This window comes from Ideonella sp. B508-1, from assembly GCF_000333615.1.
GTDB lineage: Bacteria > Pseudomonadota > Gammaproteobacteria > Burkholderiales > Burkholderiaceae_C > Ideonella.
Window position 1 is genome coordinate 1 of the sequence record NZ_BADL01000277.1, and the last position, 16,119, is coordinate 16,119.

Genomic DNA, 16,119 nt, shown 5'->3' on the forward strand with positions numbered 1-16,119 from the left:
GCCCATCAGGCCGGCATAGTAGGTGGGCGTTGGACAGCACTTTCTTGACGTAATCCCGGGTTTCGTTGAATGGGATGTTCTCCACCCACATCGCCGGCTCCAGCACCGGGCCGTCGCGCCAGCGCCGCGGGCGGTTCGGGCCGGCGTTGTAGGCGGCCGCGGCCAGGGCCTGCGAGCCGTCCATGTCGTCCAGCACCAGCTTGAGGTAGGCGGTGCCCAGCCTCAGGTTGACGGCCTTGTCGCTCAGCATGGCGGGCCTGTAGTCGCTCATGCCGATCTTCTTGGCCGTCCACTTGGCGGTGGCGGGCATCACCTGCATCAGGCCGCTGGCGCCCACGCCGGAGCGGGCGTCGGTGATAAAGCGTGATTCCTGCCGCACCAGGCCGTAGGCGTAGGCCGCGTCCAGTCCGATCTCGCGCGCCCGGGGTAGCAGCTCGTCGGCGTGCGGGGTGGGAAAGCGCTGGGCCAGGTCGAACTCGGCGCGGGTCTTCTCGCTGCTGTTGATGCAGCGGTCCCAGATCTCGCGTTCGCAGGCCAGCTGGGCGGCCGACAGCAGCTCGCGGTCGCTCAGGCCGATGAGCGAGAAATTCCATTCGCGCACCGCTTCGGAGCGCATGCCGATGCCGAACAGGGCCAGCGCGCGCTGCAGGCCGGGGTGGCGGCGCATGGCGTCGCGCTCGGCGGGGCTCAGGGCCGCCGGGCGGGGCGGCAGGGGCTGCAGGCTGCCCAGGTCCTCGGACGCGAGCTGGCCGTAGTAGCCCAGCTGCGGTGCCAGGGCCTGCAACAGGGCCTGGCCGTCCTGGCGCTGGGCCTCGCCGGCCGCGCCGGGCTTGGCCAGTGCCAGCAGGGCGCGGGCCCGCCAGTACTGCCAGACGGCGCTGTTGCGCTCGTCCACGCCCATGGCGTCGATGCAGCGCAGCACGCCGTTCCAGCGCGCCTCGCCACTGCCCAGGCGCAGCCAGGCCCGGGCCTGCCAGGCCAGGGTGTCGTCGCTCCAGTCCGGGTCGCGGGCCTCGCGCTTCTTCAGCCGGCCCCAGGCCTTCTGAGTCCAGTCCAGGGCCTCGGGCATCAGGGCGAAGGCGGCCTGCCGAGCGGTGACGGCCCAGGCCCAGGCGGCGGCTTCCGCGTCCAGGTGCTGGCTCCAGCGGTCTTCCAGCTGTTTGGCGGCCACGGCCGGGTCGCCCGCGGCCAGGCGGGCCAGGGCCAGCGCTGTGAGGTTGTCCTCGCGCCGGTTGCCGCTGCCGGCCTTGCGGGCCAGGTAGCGGGCGGGGTTGTCGAAGATCTCGGCCAGCGGCTTGGCCACACCATCGCCCAGCAGGCCGGCCACGGCCCGGGCCTGCTTCTGCCGGTTGGCCTCCACCGCCTGGCGCAGCTTGCGCCAGACATCGCCTTCGTTGAACTGCTTGGCGTCGAACAAGGTCTGGGCCAGCAACTGGCACCCATCGTCGGGCTGTTTCTGGTCCATCCACGCCTTGCGTGCGGCGTCGGTGACGGCCTGGCCGGACTGCTGGGCCGCGACCAGGGCGTAACAGCTCACCTCGCGGTCGTCGTCCATCCGAAAACGTGGATATTCGCGCGCCACGCCGGCCCAGTCGCGGCGCTTGCCCAGCTCCAGCAACCAGTCGTTGCGCAGCCGGTCTTCCACATAGCTGCCGGGCCAGCGGGCGTAGAAGGCCTCGACCTCGGGGGCGGAGACCTCGCCGAGTCGGCTGCTCAGGTCCCAGTAGTCGATCCAGGGCGCCAGAGGATAGCGGGCGTCCTGGGCCGCGGTCTTCAGCGCGGAGAGGCGGTCCTTGTCGCGCTTCTGGAAGGCCTCCTTGGCCTGTCGGATCAGGGTGTCGTCCAGGTCCTGGGCCGAGGCGGCAGGCAGCAGGCCGGCCGCGCCGGCCAGCAGGCCCAGGGTGAGGGCGGCCAGGGGGCGGAACAGGGAGAGGCGCATCGTCCAGCCACTGTACCGCAGCGGCACAGGGCCTCAGGCCGCAGGGGCCTGCCGGTAGGGTTCCTCGAAGTCCAGGAAGTCCTGCTCCGCCAGGGCCTGGGCCACCCAGGCCGCCACGCCGGGGCTGGCCCAGACGCGGTCCATGTAGGCCTGCACCAGCGGACTGACCGGCAGCGCGTAGCCGCGCAGTCGGGCCACCACCGGGGCGTAGTAGGCATCGACGATGCCGAAGCCGCCGAACAGGAAGGGGCCGCCGCTGGTGGCCAGGGCTTCGGTCCACATGGTTTGCAGGCGGGCCAGGTCGGCGGCCACGGCCGGTTGCTCGCGCAGCACCTGGGCCCCGATGTCGGGCAGGCTGGCCTCGATGTTCATTGGGCAGGCATTGCGCAGCGCGCCAAAGCCGCTGTGCATCTCGGCGCACAGGCTGCGGGCGCGGGCCCGGGCTGCCGGGTCGGCCGGCCAGAGTGTGTGCTGCGGGAAGCGCTCGGCCAGGGTCTCGGCAATGGCCAGCGAGTCCCAGACCACCAGGTCGCCGTCCACCAGCAGCGGCACCTTGCCGGTGGGGGCCAGAGCGCCGACCACGGCCTTGAAGCGCGAGCCGGGGTCGAAGCTGTCGAAGCGGACCAGGACCTCCTCGAAGGGCAGGCCGAAGTGGGTCATCAGCACCCAGGGGCGCATGGACCAGGACGAGTAGTTCTTGTTGCCGATGTAGAGCTGCATGGGACGACCTCGGGATGGGATGGCCGCATGCTACGGGCCGGCGGCGGCGCCGAGGGTGAATTCCCTGCATCGCCGCCATGCGTGGCGGTCATGCCCGGGTCAATCGGCGTGGGCCAGGCTGTCGGGGTCGGCGTGGTCGCCGATGGCCTGGCGGGTGGCGGCCGCCTGGTCCAGCACCCAGCGGGTGAAGGCCTGCTGCTCCGGGCGCGGGGGCTGGCTGCCGCCCAGCGGCACCAGCCAGTAGTCGTGCTGGCTCCACAGGCGGCAGGCCGGGCCGAAGGGCTCGACCAGCTCCCCGCGCGCCAGCCCGTCGTGCACCAGGGCCAGCCGCGCCAGGGCCACGCCCTGGCCGGCCAGGGCGGCCTGCATCTGCTGATGGGTGTAGTTGGTGCTGAACCAGCGCTTGGGCTGCAGCCGGTCCAGGCCCTGGGCCGCCAGCCAGGCCGGCCAGGCCAGGACGCTGGACTGGGGCCGGCCATCGTCCATCTCCAGCAGGGTGTGCTGGGCCAGGTCGGCGGGCTGCTGCAGCGGGGGGGCATCGCCCCGGGCCACGGCCGCGGCCAGCCCGGCGCCGATGACGGGGCTGAGCACCTCGCCGAACAAGCGGATGGCCGAGGCCGGCGCCCGTTCCGGCCGGCACTGGCGCAATGCCAGGTCCAGTTCGGGGTCGTCTTCGTCGACCAGCCGGTCGCTGGCCGAGATGCGGATGTCCACCGTCGGGTGGGCACGCTCGAACGCCACCAGCCGCGGCATCAGCCACAGCGAGGCGAAGGAAGGGAAGGTGGTCAGGCTGACCTGGTGGCGCGAGCGGGCCAGGCGGATCTGCCGCACGGTGCCGTCCAGCCGGATGAGCAGGGGGGCCACGGTGCGCAGCAGGGCCTGGCCGGCGGCGGTGAGTTCCACCTTGCGGGTGCCGCGGGTGAACAGCGGGGCGCCCAGCTCTTCCTCCAGCCCCTTGATCTGGCGGCTGATGGCCGGCTGGGTGAGGTGCATCTCCTCGGCCGCGGCGCTGAAGCTCAGGCGCCGGGCCACCGCTTCGAAGCTGCGCAGGCAGTCCAGGGCAAGCGGGCGCTGGCTCAGATGATTCATGCGCAGATGGTATCAATCCAGGGTGCACTCGTCATTGGACCTGAACAGGCCAGAAGCCGAAGATTCAGGCTGTGGAGAGGATGTTGGTGTCTCCACCTGTCAGGAGATTGATGATGAAGCTGCATTCCACGATGTGCCTTGACGGCGTCTGGCGCGGCCGGGCGGGGCAGGCGGGTGAACTGCTGGTGGCCACGGGTCGCGTGTGGCTGACCCGGGACGATGATCTGGCCGACCATGTGCTGGCCGCGGGTGATCGCCTGCGCTTGTCGGCGGGCGACCGCATCACGCTGGAGCCCTGGGCGCCGGGCCGTGCGCCGGTGCTGGTCTGGCAGGTGCCGGCTCGCCTGCACGGGGTGCGGGCGCTGCTGCGCGCCGGGGCCCAGCTGCTGGCCGCCCAGCTCGAACGGGCGGCCCACCGCTTGCAGGCCTGGGCGGGCGATCTGTCGGCCGCCTGAGTGCCTCACCCGGGCATGGCCCGGGCGCGGCGGCGTCGGCCTGCGCGGAGGGCGCACAATCGGGGCGTGTTGTCGACGGTGATCCGCCCCACGCCATGACCCTGCCGTTCAAGCTCAACCTCGAACCCTCGCGCGACAAGGCCGTGCTGCGCAAGCAGCTGCAGGCCGAGCGCATGGCCCTGCTGGACCGCCACCAGCGGGCTGCGCACCTCCAGGAGGTGCTGATGGTCTGGCTGATCAGCCGGCCCGAGAAGACCATCGGTGCCTACTGGCCGATCAAGGGCGAGTTCGATGCGCTGCCGGCGCTCTACCGCTGGAGCGAGGCGGCCGAGGCCGGCGAGGAGCGCCGCATCGGTCTGCCGGTGATCAACCGCGAGACCAAGCAGCTGACCTTCCATGTCTGGTACCCCGGCTGTCCGATGGAAGAGGATGCCTACGGCATTCCCAAACCCAAGGACACCGAGGCCTTCCACCCCGAGCTGCTGCTGGTGCCCTGCGTGGGCTACGGCCCTGGCGGTGTGCGCCTGGGCTATGGCGGCGGCTTCTACGACCGCACGTTGGCGGCGCTGCAGCCCCGCCCGGTCACGGCCGGCGTGGGCTACACCCATGGCTACGTGCCCTGGCTGCAGGCCGAGCCGCACGACATTCCCTTGGACGCCATCCTCACCGATGAAGGCGTGCACTGGCAGCGTGGCGAGGACTGACGCCTGACGCCGCGCGTCCCCAGCCATGAAAAAAGGGGCTGCCCTGCGGCAGCCCCTCAAAACATGGACCCTCGAAAGAAGCCCCTTGCGGGGCCCCGGCTTCATCAGAAGCGGTAGCCGACACCCACGCTGAACAGCAGCGGGTCGATGTCGAATTCGCCGACCTTGGTGCCGGAGGACTTGACGTCCACGCCGATCTTGACCTTCTTGACGTCCACGTTCACCAGCCAGTTGTTGCCGACCGGGATGTCCACACCGGCCTGCACCGCCCAGCCGAAGCTGTTGCGGGTGATGCTCGGGTGCAGCGCGGCCTCCACAGCAGGTTCCCAGCTCACCGAGGTGACGTTGGTGTAGTTCACACCGGCGCCCAGGTAGGGGCGGAAGCCTTGGAAGTTGGTGAAGTGGTACTGGGCGGTCAGGGTCGGGGGCAGGTGACGCAGGCCACCGATCTTGGTGCCGCCGGCTTCGATCTTGTGGTACTGCGGGTAGGTCAGGATCAGCTCAGCCGCGATGTTGGGCGTGAAGAAGTAGCTGACGTCGAATTCCGGGAAGGCCTTGTCGTTGACCGACAGATCCAGACCGGTGGTGTCGTGGTTCTCCGATTGCAGGTACAGGGCGCGGGCACGCACCAGCCAGCTGCCCGAATCTTGGGCGGCGGCGAATTGGGGAGCGGCCAGGGCGGCCACGGCGGCCAGTGCGAACAGTTGCTTACGCATGTGGGGACTCCGTCTCTTGTCTTCAGGTTGCAAAAGGGGTGACCATTTCGTTTGGTCTGACGCCATTGCAACGTGAAGTGCCCGAAGTCAAGCTGAGTCGGCGCAAGCTGCCTGCATCCGCGGGGTGAGCCTTGCTGCGGAATTGATCCAGGTCAGATCGCGGGGGTGGGGGTGACGCCGCCGCGCAACAGTCTGTTGCGTCACCCGTCCTGCGCTCAGGCCACCAGGCCCAGCTGCCGGCAGATCGCCAGCGTCGGCCCGCTCTGGTTCATGGTGTAGAAGTGCAGGCCCGGGGCGCCACCGGCGCGCAGGCGCTCGCACAGCGCGCCCACCACTTCCAGGCCGAAGGCCTTGATGCTGGCGCTGTCGTCGCCGAAGCTTTGCAGGCGCAGCCGGATCCAGCGCGGGATGTCGGCGCCGCAGCTGTCGGCGAAGCGCAGGATGCCGCTGGCATTGGTGATGGGCATGATGCCCGGCACGATGGGCACGTTCACGCCCAGGGCCCGCGCCTCGTCGACGAAGCGGAAGTAGGCGTCGGCGTTGAAGAAGAACTGGGTGATGGCCGAGCTGGCGCCGGCCGCCACCTTGGTGGCGAAGGCCTGCAGATCGGCCTGTGGGCTGCGGGCCTGCGGGTGCATCTCGGGGTAGGCCGCCACCTCCAGATGGAAGTGCTCGCCCGTCTCGGCGCGGATGAAGGCCACCAGCTCGCTGGCGTAGCGGAACTCGCCCATGCTGCCGTAGCCACTGGGCAGATCACCCCGCAGGGCGACCAGGCGGCGCAGGCCCATGGCCTTGAACTGGGCCAGCTTCTCGCGCACCGAGTCGCGGGTGGCACCCACGCAGGTGAAGTGCGAGGCACTGTCGCGGCCTTCGGCCAGGATGGCCTGCACGGTCTGCAGCGTGCCGTCCTGGGTGGAGCCGCCGGCACCGTAGGTGACCGAGCAGAAGGTCGGGTCCAGCGCGTAGAGCTGCTGCCGTGCGGCCGCCAGCTTCTGGGCGCCCTCGGGCGTCTTGGGCGGGAAGAATTCCAGGCTCAGGGGAAAGTCGGGGTTCATCGTCTCGTGTTCCAGGGTTCAGGCACGTTGCGCCTGAACGAAAAATTCGCGGTTGCCGTCGCCGCCGGTGATGGGGCTGTCGCGCCAGGCGGTGACGGCCAGGCCGCAGGCGGCGCAGGCCTCGCGCAGCCGGGTCTCCACCCGGGCGTAGGACGCGGGATCCTTCACCAGCCCGCCCTTGCCGATGTCGCCGGGCTGCAGCTCGAACTGCGGCTTGACCAGCATCAGCAGCGTGCCCCCGGGCGCCAGCAACGGCGCCAGGGCCGGCAGCACCAGGCTCAGTGAGATGAAGGACAGGTCGCCGGTGATCAGGTCGAAGCCCTCTGCGGGCCAGGCCGCGCCCAGGGCAGCGGGGCTGAGCTCGCGGGCGTTGAGGCCTTCCAGCGCGGTCACCCGCGGGTCCTGGCGCAGCCGGGGCAGCAGCTGATCTCGGCCCACGTCCACGCCCACCACCTGGCGGCAGCCGGCGTGCAGCAGCACATCGGTGAAGCCGCCGGTGCTCTGGCCCACGTCCAGCGCCACCGTGCCGTGCAGGTCCAGGCCGGCCTCGCGCAGCGCGCCTTCGAGCTTGAGGCCCCCGCGCGAGGCCCAGCGCAGCTCGGCATCGTCGGTGACCTCGATCTCGCAGCCCGCGGGCAGCTCGTCGCCGGCCTTGCGGGGCACCTGCCAGCCTCGCGGGCCCAGCCAGCGCACGGCACCGCGCTCGATCAGCCGCTGGGCGGCCGACCGGCTGGGCGCCAGGCCCTGCTGAACGAGAAGCTGGTCGGCACGCACGGGATCAGTAGCGGTAGCTGTCCGGCTTGTAGGGGCCTTCGACGGACACGCCGATGTAGGCCGCCTGCTCGGGCGTCAGCGTGGTCAGCTGGGCGTTGAGCGTGGTCAGCTGCAGGCGGGCCACCTTCTCGTCGAGCTTCTTGGGCAGCACATAGACCTGGCCGGCGGCGTAGTCGTTCGGGCGGGTGAACAGCTCGATCTGCGCCAGGGTCTGGTTGGCGAAGCTGGAGCTCATCACGTAGCTGGGGTGGCCGGTGGCGCAGCCCAGGTTCACCAGGCGGCCCTTGGCCAGCAGGATGATGCGGTGGCCGTCCGGGAAGATCACGTGGTCCACCTGGGGCTTGATCTCCTCCCACTGGCACTTCTCTTCCAGCTTGGCGACCTGGATCTCGTTGTCGAAGTGGCCGATGTTGCAGACGATGGCGTTGTTCTTCATCGCCGCCATGTGCTCATAGGTGATCACGTCGCGGTTGCCGGTGGTGGTCACGAAGATGTCGGCCTGCGAGGCGGCCCACTCCATCGTCACCACGCGGAAGCCTTCCATCGCGGCCTGCAGGGCGTTGATCGGGTCGACTTCGGTCACCCAGACCTGGGCGCTCAGGGCGCGCAGGGCCTGGGCCGAGCCCTTGCCCACGTCACCGTAGCCGCAGACCACGGCGATCTTGCCGGCCACCATCACGTCGGTGGCGCGCTTGATGCCGTCCACCAGCGATTCGCGGCAGCCGTACAGGTTGTCGAACTTGCTCTTGGTGACCGAGTCGTTGACGTTGATGGCGCGGAACAGCAGCGTGCCCTTGGCGCTCATTTCGTTGAGGCGGTGCACGCCAGTGGTGGTCTCTTCGGTCACGCCGATGATCTCGGCCGACTTGCGGCTGTACCAGGTCGGGTCCACGGCCAGCTTGGCCTTGATGGCGGCGAAGAGGATGCGCTCTTCCTCGCTGGCGGGGTGGGCCAGCACGGACAGGTCCTTCTCGGCCTTCTGGCCCAGGTGCATCAGCAGCGTCGCGTCGCCGCCATCGTCCAGGATCATGTTGGGGCCTTCGCCCGGCGTGCCCTTGGCGCCGAACTCGAAGATGCGGTGGGTGTAGTCCCAGTAGTCCACCAGCGTCTCGCCCTTGTAGGCGAACACCGGGGTGCCGGCAGCCACCAGGGCGGCGGCGGCGTGGTCCTGGGTCGAGAAGATGTTGCAGGAGGCCCAGCGCACTTCGGCGCCCAGGGCCTGCAGCGTTTCCACCAGCACGCCGGTCTGGATGGTCATGTGCAGCGAGCCGGTGATGCGCGCGCCCTTCAGGGGCTGGCTGGCGGCGTATTCCTGGCGGATGGCCATCAGCGCGGGCATCTCGTGCTCGGCAATGGTCAGTTCCTTGCGGCCCCAGTCGGCCAGGGAAAGATCGGCCACCACGTACTGTTCGGGGGCCAGGGCGGTCTTGGGCAGTGCAGCGTTCATCGGTTGCTCCATCGGTTCGACAAGCCCGCACGCGGGACCGAAGGAGGACCGGGGGGCGAACGGTTCAGACGTTCGCCCAGGGCTCACCGCGGCACCGGGAAGTGCGGGTGAGCGCCGTTGCTGAAGAAGGGGTTCCGAGCCTGGGGACCATCGGGCGACGGGCCTTGCAACGCTCCTCGGAAGCAGGCCGCCAGTGTAGCAGCGGGGCCTGGCTGGCGCACAGCTGCGAACCGGGCGCCAGATGTGAAAAAGCGGGCATTCGGGCCCGCTTTTGTCGTCCCGTGACGGGCGCTCCGCTCAGGCCTGGCCGTCCATCGTCGCCAGTTGGTCCTCGCTCAGGCTGGGCACCAGCGAGGGCCGGCCCACGATCAGCGGGTCCACCGGGCCGATGGCCTCCAGGCGCTTCTTGCCGTAGGGCAGGCGGTGCAGCACGTAGCGCATCGCGTTCAGGCGCGCGCGCTTCTTGCAGTCGGACTTGATCACCGTCCAGGGCGCGTCGGAGGTGTCGCAGTGCAGGAACATGGCCTCCTTGGCGCGGGTGTAGTCGTCCCACTTGTCCAGGCTGGCCATGTCGATGGGGCTGAGCTTCCACTGCTTGAGCGGGTGCAGCTCGCGCTCCTTGAAGCGGCGGCGCTGCTCGCTGCGGCTGACCGAGAACCAGAACTTGAACAGGTGCACGCCGTCGCGCACCAGCTGGCGTTCGAACTCCGGGGCCTGGCGCAGGAACTCCTGGTACTGGTTGTCGGAGCAGAAGCCCATCACCCGCTCCACGCCCGAGCGGTTGTACCAGCTGCGGTCGAACATCACGATCTCGCCGCGGGTGGGCAGGTGCTGGATGTAGCGCTGGAAGTACCACTGACCTTGTTCCACCTCGCTGGGCTTTTCCAGCGCCACCACGCGGGCGCCGCGGGGGTTCAGGTGTTCCATGAAGCGCTTGATGGTGCCGCCCTTGCCGGCTGCGTCGCGGCCTTCGAAGATGATCACCACCCGCTGGCGGGTTTCCTTGACCCAGGCCTGCAGCTTCAGCAACTCCACCTGCAGGCGGTACTTCTGCTCTTCGTAGCTGCGGCGCGACAGCAGGTTCTTGTAGGGGTAATGGCCCTCGCGCCAGCCGGCGGCCAGCTCCAGGTCGGGGTCGATGCCGGTGGGGGCCGGCTTGCGACGCGCGTTGATCTCGCGGCGCAGGGCCTTCAGGTCGTCGGGCGAAGCGCCATCGAGCAAGGCCCGCAGCGGGTCGGTCGACAGGCCGGTCTGCAGCAGCCCGCCCACCACCTCGGCCTGCACCACCTGGGCGGCCTCGCGGGCCGCCTCCACCTCCAGCTTTTGCAACGCGCGGGTGCTGGCCTTGGGGCGCACGCTGCCCACGGCCACCGGGGCCGTGGCGCGCGGTTTGCGCCGGCGGGGGGCGGTGGCTTCGGGGGTGGCTTGGGGTTCAGGGGCGGGGGTGGGTTGTTGTCGTGCCATGGTGTTCTGGGTGGGGGTCAATCCATCGATCATGAAACTTTGACCGGTGTGTGACTTGAGCGAGGTCAAGTTGGCGCCAGGGATGCAGTCTGCGCGCTTGGCGACAATATCGGCCTTCTTCACCACTGCATGAGGTCTGCCATGGCTGTCCGCCCCCTGGGTACCCCGCTGTCCCCGTCTGCCACCCGCGTGATGCTGCTGGGCTCCGGCGAGCTCGGCAAGGAAGTGCTGATCGCGCTGCAGCGGCTGGGCGTGGAAACCATCGCGGTGGACCGCTACCACAACGCGCCGGGCCAGCAGGTGGCCCACCACGCCCGCACCATTGCGATGAGCGATCCCGAGCAGCTGCGTCCCTTGATCGAGGCCGAGCAGCCCGACCTCGTGGTGCCCGAGATCGAGGCCATCGCCACCCCGGTGCTGGAGGCGCTGGAGGCCGAGGGCACCATCCGCTGCATCCCCACCGCCCGCGCCGCGCGCCTGACCATGGACCGCGAGGGCATCCGCCGCCTGGCGGCCGAGGAGCTGGACCTGCCCACCAGCCCCTACCGCTTCTGCGACTCGCTGGTCGAGCTGCAGGCTGCCATCGACGGCAGCGATGGTCAACCCGCCATCGGCTACCCCTGCATCGTCAAGCCCGTGATGAGCAGCTCCGGCAAGGGCCAGAGCAAGATCGACTCGGCCGCCGATGTGCAGAAGGCCTGGGACTACGCCATGGCCGGCGGCCGCGTCGCCACCGGTCGCATCATCGTCGAGGGTTTCATCGACTTCGACTACGAGATCACCCAGCTGACCGTGCGCGCCGTGGGCGCCTCCGGCCAGGTCGAGACGCACTTCTGCGACCCGATCGGCCATGTGCAGGTCAGCGGCGACTATGTGGAGAGCTGGCAGCCGCACCCGATGAGCCCGCTGGCCCAGCAGAAGGCCCGCGACATCGCCCAGGCCATCACCGCCAACCTGGGCGGCCAGGGTCTGTTCGGCGTCGAGCTCTTCGTCAAGGGCGACATGGTGTGGTTCAGCGAGGTCAGCCCCCGCCCGCACGACACCGGCATGGTGACCATGATCACCCAGTGGCAGAACGAGTTCGAACTGCACGCCCGCGCCATCCTGGGCCTGCCGGTGGACACCTCGCTCAAGAGCCCCGGCGCCAGCGCGGTGATCTACGGCGGCGTCGATGCCCAAGGCATCGTCTTCGACGGCGTGGCCGAGGCCCTGCAGGTGCCCAACTCCGACATCCGCCTCTTCGGCAAGCCCGAAAGCTTCACCAAGCGCCGCATGGGGGTGGCCCTGGTGCACGATGCCGATGTCGAGGTGGCCCGGACCCAGGCCAAGCTGGCGGCCAGCAAGGTCAAGCCGCGGGTGGTGTGAGGTCGCCCATGTTGATATGACGCAGAACAAAGCTTGAAATCCTTTGTTAGGGCGTGGCGCGCATGTTCCTAGACTGAAGCCATTCGGTGTTTCCCGGGTCCCGTGCTGACCTGGGGTCAACCCAGAGTGGTTCCATGACTTCGACTCCCTACGCCCGGCTGCTGACGCTGCCCAATGCAGAGCAGGCGGCCCTGACGATCCGGGCCAAGGCCCTGATATTCCATGACGCCAAGTCGCTGGCGCTGCTGCGTCAGGTCGAGCGCATCGCCTGCAGCGACGCCAACGTGCTGATCATGGGTGAATCGGGCACCGGCAAGGAGCTGGTGGCCCGCCATATCCATGCCGAGAGCGAGCGGCGCGGACCGTTCGTGGCCGTCAATTGCGGGGCCTTCAGCGACAACCTGATCGAGGCGGAGCTGTTCGGCCACGAGGCGGGTGCTTTCACCGGGGCCCAGCAGGCCCGGGCCGGCTGGTTCGAGGCGGCGCAGGGGGGCACCCTGTTCCTGGATGAGGTGGGTGACCTGCCGCTGGCCATGCAGGTCAAGCTGCTGCGCGTGCTGCAGGAGCGTCAGGTCGTGCGCCTGGGCTCGCGCAGGCCCATTCCCGTCGATGTGCGCCTGGTGGCTGCGACCAATGTCCATCTGGAACAAGCGGTGCAAGCCGGGCGCTTCCGGCTGGATCTTTACTACCGCCTGAATGTCGCGCCGGTGCTGCTGCCCCCCTTGCGTGAGCGCACGGGCGACATCCTGCCGCTGGTCCACTACTTCATCGACTACTACAGCCAGCGCATGGACAGCGACAGGCCCCGTCTGAGTGACGAGGCGACGCAGATGCTGCGTGCCTACGCCTGGCCCGGCAACATCCGCGAACTGGAGAACGTGGTGCACTTCGCGCTGATCGTCTGCCAGCATGGGCGCATCGAGGCCGGGGATCTGCGCCTGCCCGGTCTGCCTTTGCAGACTGCCGAAAGCCGCCCCCATGCCACGACGCCGGAACCGTGCGATGGCTTGGCGGCCATCCGCAGTGGCCTGTACCGGCTGCTGGATCTGGACACGCCCCATGTCTACGAGCGCATCGAAGAGCTGCTGTTCACCGCGGCCTTCGCCTACTGCCAGGAGAACCAGGTGCGGACCGCGCGTCAGCTCGGCATCTCCCGCAACATCCTGCGCACCCAGCTCAAGCGTTTCGGCCTCATCCGCGACACGGGTCTTGAAGCCGCTGGCGAAGCAGCGGGTTCCTAGCGTTCGGCGCCGCCTCCTGCCAGGCCGCCCAAGGGCGGCCTTGTCGTTTCCGTGTCTGCTCTTTGCCGCTGCTGGCACGGCAGCAGTCCGGGCAGCCGCTGTCGCAGGTCTGCTGGCACGGCAACAGATCGCTCACCGGTCTGTGCGCTAAGTCCTTGATTCCATGGAGGCAGGGCGCTGGCATGGCTCCTGCGAAAGCGCAGGCATGCATCCCCTGCCTCCTTCCTCCTCGACACCGGCCACGCTGACAGGCTGGTTGCAGGCCCAGGCCCGTCTGCGCCCTGCCGGACTGGCGCTGCGTCACAAGCAGGCGGGGCTGTGGCAGGAACGGCGCTGGTGGACCCTGCAGCAGGAGGTGGCCACGCTGGCCGCCGGCTTGCGTGCACGGGGCTTCCAGCCGGGGCACTGGCTCCAGGTGCGCTGCCAGCCCCGTCCCGAGGCCCTGCTGCTGTCTCTGGCGGCCCTCTGGCTGGGGGGGCGAGTGCGGCTGGGTCACCCGGGGGCGGCTCCCTTGTCAAGGCGCACGGCAGCCTCGGCCGAGGCCCACGCCCATTTTGTGCTGCTGGACAGCGCAGACGACCTGGCCGGACTGGCCGACCTCCAGGCGGGTCTGCACTGGGTGGGCTATGTGGAGCGCCGGGCCGCGGTCACCCTTCCCGCAGGCCTGCAGGACCGCGTGCAATCCAGCGAAGAGCTCCTGCTTGAAGGCCGGGCCGCGGGCGCACTCGACGAACCGATCCAGGGCGAGGCCGATGACACCGCCTTTCTGCTCCAGACCGAGCAAGGGGCTCTCTCCTTGAGCCACCGGGATCTTCTGGAAGGGGGGCTGGCGCTGGTGGACCAGGAAGGCCTGACCCATCGCGACGAAGCCTTTGCGGCCCGGGCCTTCGCGACCGAAGCCCAGCTGCGCTACCTGTTGGCGCCCTGGTTGCTGACGGGCCTGCGCCTGAATTTCCCGGAGCGCCTGGCCACGCGCGACACGGACCGGCGCGAGATCGGGCCCACACTGGTGGCCGGCACCTGTGAGACCTACCAGCGCGTGGCCCGCTGGGTGCGCGAGGCACTGCCGCCCGAGGGGACCTGGCAGAGGCATCTGGTGGAGCGCGCGCTGGCAGGCCGGTATGGCCGGCTGCCGCGCTGGGTCGTGGGGCGGCGGTTGCGCGACGTGATCGGGCTGACCCGGACCCGTGCCGCACTGCTGATCGGCGCTCCCTTGCCGGAGGACGATGCCCGCTTCTTTGCCTCGCTGGGCGTGGCTGTGCGGGTCTGGCCGGAAGGTGGGACCGCATCGCCCCGTCCAAGCCGTGAACACGACAGTGCACCACCGGATGAGCGGACCGTGCAGTTCAACCTGCATCCCTGGGGGGCGGTGTGAGCGCTCCGACGGTGGATCAGGCGGCGCCGCTGCTGGCGCTGGAGGGCATCTCGCTGCGCTTCGGCGGGGTCCATGCATTGCAGGACATCAGCCTGGCGGTTCGGCCCGGAGAGATCTGTGCGCTGATCGGCCCCAATGGCGCCGGCAAGAGCTCGCTGCTCAATGTCATCAACGGGGTCTACCGCCCGCAACACGGCCGCGTGGCCTACCGGGGCTTGTCGGGCCGGGGACTGCGGCCGCGACAGGCGGCGCTGCAGGGCGTGGCGCGGACCTTCCAGAACATCGCCTTGTTCAAGGGCATGTCTGCCTTGGACAACATCCTGACGGGACGCAGCCTGCATCGGCGCAGCACCTGGCTGGAACAGGCGCTGCGCATCGGGCGGGCGGATCGGGAGGACGAGGTCCAGCGCCGCCATGCCGAGCGGGTGATCGCCTTCCTGGAGCTCCAGCCCTGGCGGCACAGCCTGGTGGGCCAGCTGCCCTATGGCCTGCAGAAGCGGGTGGAGCTGGCACGCGCCCTGGCGGCCGAACCCACCCTGTTGCTGCTGGACGAGCCCATGGCCGGGATGAACGCCAGCGAAAAACGGGAGATGGGGCGCCACATCGCCGAGGTGAACCGGACCCTGGGCACGACCATCGTGCTGATCGAGCACGACATCGGCGTGGTGATGGGCCTGTCCCACCATGTCGTGGTGCTGGACCACGGTCGCAAGATCGCCGATGGCACACCGGACCAGGTGCGCCACGACCCCCAGGTGATCACCGCCTACCTGGGCACCCACCACTGAATCAACAGGACGCCAGGCGATGGATTTCTTCGCAGAAGTGCTGATCGGGGGGCTGCTCTCGGGGGTCATGTACTCCCTCGTGGCCATCGGCTTCGTGCTGATCTACAAGGCTTCGGGGGTGTTCAACTTCGCGCAGGGGGCCATGGTGCTCTTTGGCGCACTCACCTACGTCTGCCTGCTGGAGAAGGGCCTGCCCTTCTGGGCGGCGCTGGGGGTGGCGCTGGCCGCACTGCTGGCCATGGCCCTGGCGGTGGAGCGCTGGGTGCTGCGCCCGCTGGTGAACCGACCGCCCATCACCTTGTTCATGGCCACGCTGGGGCTGGCCTACCTGATCGAGGGCGGGGCCCAGGCGCTCTGGGGTGCGCAGGTGCATGCGCTGGACCTGGGCATCGAGGACGTGCCGTTGGATGTGGCCGGGCTGATGGTCTCGCGCTTTGATCTGTTTGCCGCGGCCACCGCCGGCGGTCTGGTGCTGGCGCTGTCGTTGCTGTTCAACCGAACCCGCGTGGGTCTGTCGTTGCGGGCGGTGGCCGATGACCCGCTGGCCGCCCAGGCTGTGGGCATCCGCCTGCCTCGCGTGTGGGCGGCGGTCTGGGGCGTGGCCGGCTTGGTGGCCCTGATCACCGGGCTGATGTGGGGGGCCCGGCTGGGGGTGCAGTTCTCGCTGTCGCTGGTGGTGCTCAAGGCGCTGCCGGTGCTGATCATCGGTGGCTTCTCCTCGGTGGGGGGCGCCATCGTCGGCGGGCTCATCGTCGGGGCCTCCGAGAAGCTGGCCGAGGTCTACGTCGGCCCGCTGGTGGACGGCGGCATCGAGAACTGGTTTCCTTATCTGCTGGCCACCGTGCTGCTGCTGGTTCGACCGGCCGGCCTGTTCGGTGAGCGGCCCATCGAGCGTGTCTGAGCGCAGGGGTGTCCATGTGGTTTCTTGAAGCAGGCCAGTTCAGCACCCGTGCGGCGCATGACCGCCGGCTGCTCCCGCTCTGGCAG

At 69.4% G+C, this 16,119-nt stretch carries 15 protein-coding genes and 1 riboswitch; of the genes, 7 read left to right on the plus strand and 8 right to left on the minus strand.

All coding sequences use genetic code 11. From position 1 onward, the window contains the following. From I73_RS27535 to I73_RS11695, 3 genes are all read right to left on the minus strand, one after another. Positions 1-1,939: lytic transglycosylase domain-containing protein (locus tag I73_RS27535; RefSeq protein ID WP_022980780.1), on the minus strand; the 1,939-nt coding region annotated here is incomplete at its 3' end. Between the two features lie 33 nt (positions 1,940-1,972). Further along, a complete protein-coding gene (locus I73_RS11690) occupies positions 1,973-2,659 on the minus strand; it encodes a glutathione S-transferase (RefSeq protein WP_022980781.1) in 687 nt (228 codons plus the stop codon). Between the two features lie 99 nt (positions 2,660-2,758). Then, a complete protein-coding gene (locus I73_RS11695) occupies positions 2,759-3,748 on the minus strand; it encodes a LysR family transcriptional regulator (protein WP_022980782.1) in 990 nt (329 codons plus the stop codon). Between the two features lie 113 nt (positions 3,749-3,861). Between I73_RS11695 and I73_RS11700 the strand changes: the two genes are divergently transcribed. Further along, a complete protein-coding gene (locus tag I73_RS11700; RefSeq protein WP_022980783.1) occupies positions 3,862-4,203 on the plus strand; it encodes a DUF2917 domain-containing protein in 342 nt (113 codons plus the stop codon). A gap of 95 nt (positions 4,204-4,298) precedes the next feature. Further along, a complete protein-coding gene (locus I73_RS11705) occupies positions 4,299-4,907 on the plus strand; it encodes a 5-formyltetrahydrofolate cyclo-ligase (protein ID WP_022980784.1) in 609 nt (202 codons plus the stop codon). A 104-nt stretch (positions 4,908-5,011) separates the two neighbouring features. Here the strand turns inward: I73_RS11705 and I73_RS11710 are convergent, their stop codons facing one another. From I73_RS11710 to ppk2, 5 genes are all read right to left on the minus strand, one after another. Then, the gene (locus tag I73_RS11710; RefSeq protein WP_022980785.1) at positions 5,012-5,623 is read right to left on the minus strand and encodes an OmpW family protein; all 612 of its coding nucleotides are present in this window, start codon (positions 5,621-5,623) and stop codon (positions 5,012-5,014) included. 215 nt (positions 5,624-5,838) lie between these two features. Then, positions 5,839-6,678 carry a methylenetetrahydrofolate reductase [NAD(P)H] gene (metF, locus tag I73_RS11715; protein ID WP_022980786.1) on the minus strand — a complete coding sequence of 280 codons (840 nt, stop codon included), beginning with the start codon at positions 6,676-6,678 and terminating at the stop codon, positions 5,839-5,841. Positions 6,679-6,696: 18 nt separating this feature from the next. Continuing rightward, complete coding sequence (locus I73_RS11720) at positions 6,697-7,452, minus strand: TlyA family RNA methyltransferase (protein ID WP_022980787.1); 756 nt, start codon at positions 7,450-7,452, stop codon at positions 6,697-6,699. Positions 7,453-7,456: 4 nt separating this feature from the next. Further along, positions 7,457-8,899: an adenosylhomocysteinase gene (gene ahcY / locus I73_RS11725; protein WP_022980788.1), complete on the minus strand. Its 1,443-nt coding sequence runs from the start codon at positions 8,897-8,899 to the stop codon at positions 7,457-7,459. A 102-nt stretch (positions 8,900-9,001) separates the two neighbouring features. Then, positions 9,002-9,083: riboswitch (S-adenosyl-L-homocysteine riboswitch) on the minus strand. Between the two features lie 113 nt (positions 9,084-9,196). After that, complete coding sequence (gene ppk2 / locus I73_RS11730; RefSeq protein ID WP_026096624.1) at positions 9,197-10,363, minus strand: polyphosphate kinase 2; 1,167 nt, start codon at positions 10,361-10,363, stop codon at positions 9,197-9,199. Between the two features lie 141 nt (positions 10,364-10,504). Here ppk2 and purT point away from each other — a divergent pair, with 141 nt between their 5' ends. From purT to I73_RS11755, 5 genes are all read left to right on the plus strand, one after another. Then, a complete protein-coding gene (gene purT, locus I73_RS11735) occupies positions 10,505-11,728 on the plus strand; it encodes a formate-dependent phosphoribosylglycinamide formyltransferase (protein ID WP_022980790.1) in 1,224 nt (407 codons plus the stop codon). A gap of 134 nt (positions 11,729-11,862) precedes the next feature. Further along, positions 11,863-12,969, plus strand: coding sequence for a sigma-54-dependent Fis family transcriptional regulator (locus tag I73_RS27540; protein ID WP_022980791.1), 1,107 nt, complete (start codon positions 11,863-11,865; stop codon positions 12,967-12,969). 205 nt (positions 12,970-13,174) lie between these two features. Next, positions 13,175-14,344 carry an AMP-binding protein gene (locus I73_RS27545; RefSeq protein WP_022980792.1) on the plus strand — a complete coding sequence of 390 codons (1,170 nt, stop codon included), beginning with the start codon at positions 13,175-13,177 and terminating at the stop codon, positions 14,342-14,344. Then, positions 14,341-15,132: an ABC transporter ATP-binding protein gene (locus I73_RS11750; protein ID WP_022980793.1), complete on the plus strand. Its 792-nt coding sequence runs from the start codon at positions 14,341-14,343 to the stop codon at positions 15,130-15,132. The genes I73_RS27545 and I73_RS11750 overlap by 4 nt, the downstream gene beginning before the upstream one ends. Positions 15,133-15,151: 19 nt before the next feature. Further along, positions 15,152-16,033: a branched-chain amino acid ABC transporter permease gene (locus I73_RS11755; protein WP_022980794.1), complete on the plus strand. Its 882-nt coding sequence runs from the start codon at positions 15,152-15,154 to the stop codon at positions 16,031-16,033. Positions 16,034-16,119: the final 86 nt, after the last annotated feature.

Coding starts and splice junctions, on each gene's coding strand:
- I73_RS27540 (WP_022980791.1), top strand. CDS start 11,863: ATGACTTCGACTCCCTACGCCCGGCTGCTGACGCTGCCCAATGCAGAG.
- metF (WP_022980786.1), bottom strand. CDS start 6,678: ATGAACCCCGACTTTCCCCTGAGCCTGGAATTCTTCCCGCCCAAGACG.
- I73_RS11695 (WP_022980782.1), bottom strand. CDS start 3,748: ATGAATCATCTGAGCCAGCGCCCGCTTGCCCTGGACTGCCTGCGCAGC.
- I73_RS11700 (WP_022980783.1), top strand. CDS start 3,862: ATGAAGCTGCATTCCACGATGTGCCTTGACGGCGTCTGGCGCGGCCGG.
- I73_RS11690 (WP_022980781.1), bottom strand. CDS start 2,659: ATGCAGCTCTACATCGGCAACAAGAACTACTCGTCCTGGTCCATGCGC.
- I73_RS27545 (WP_022980792.1), top strand. CDS start 13,175: ATGCATCCCCTGCCTCCTTCCTCCTCGACACCGGCCACGCTGACAGGC.
- I73_RS11755 (WP_022980794.1), top strand. CDS start 15,152: ATGGATTTCTTCGCAGAAGTGCTGATCGGGGGGCTGCTCTCGGGGGTC.
- ahcY (WP_022980788.1), bottom strand. CDS start 8,899: ATGAACGCTGCACTGCCCAAGACCGCCCTGGCCCCCGAACAGTACGTG.
- ppk2 (WP_026096624.1), bottom strand. CDS start 10,363: ATGGCACGACAACAACCCACCCCCGCCCCTGAACCCCAAGCCACCCCC.
- purT (WP_022980790.1), top strand. CDS start 10,505: ATGGCTGTCCGCCCCCTGGGTACCCCGCTGTCCCCGTCTGCCACCCGC.
- I73_RS11710 (WP_022980785.1), bottom strand. CDS start 5,623: ATGCGTAAGCAACTGTTCGCACTGGCCGCCGTGGCCGCCCTGGCCGCT.
- I73_RS11705 (WP_022980784.1), top strand. CDS start 4,299: ATGACCCTGCCGTTCAAGCTCAACCTCGAACCCTCGCGCGACAAGGCC.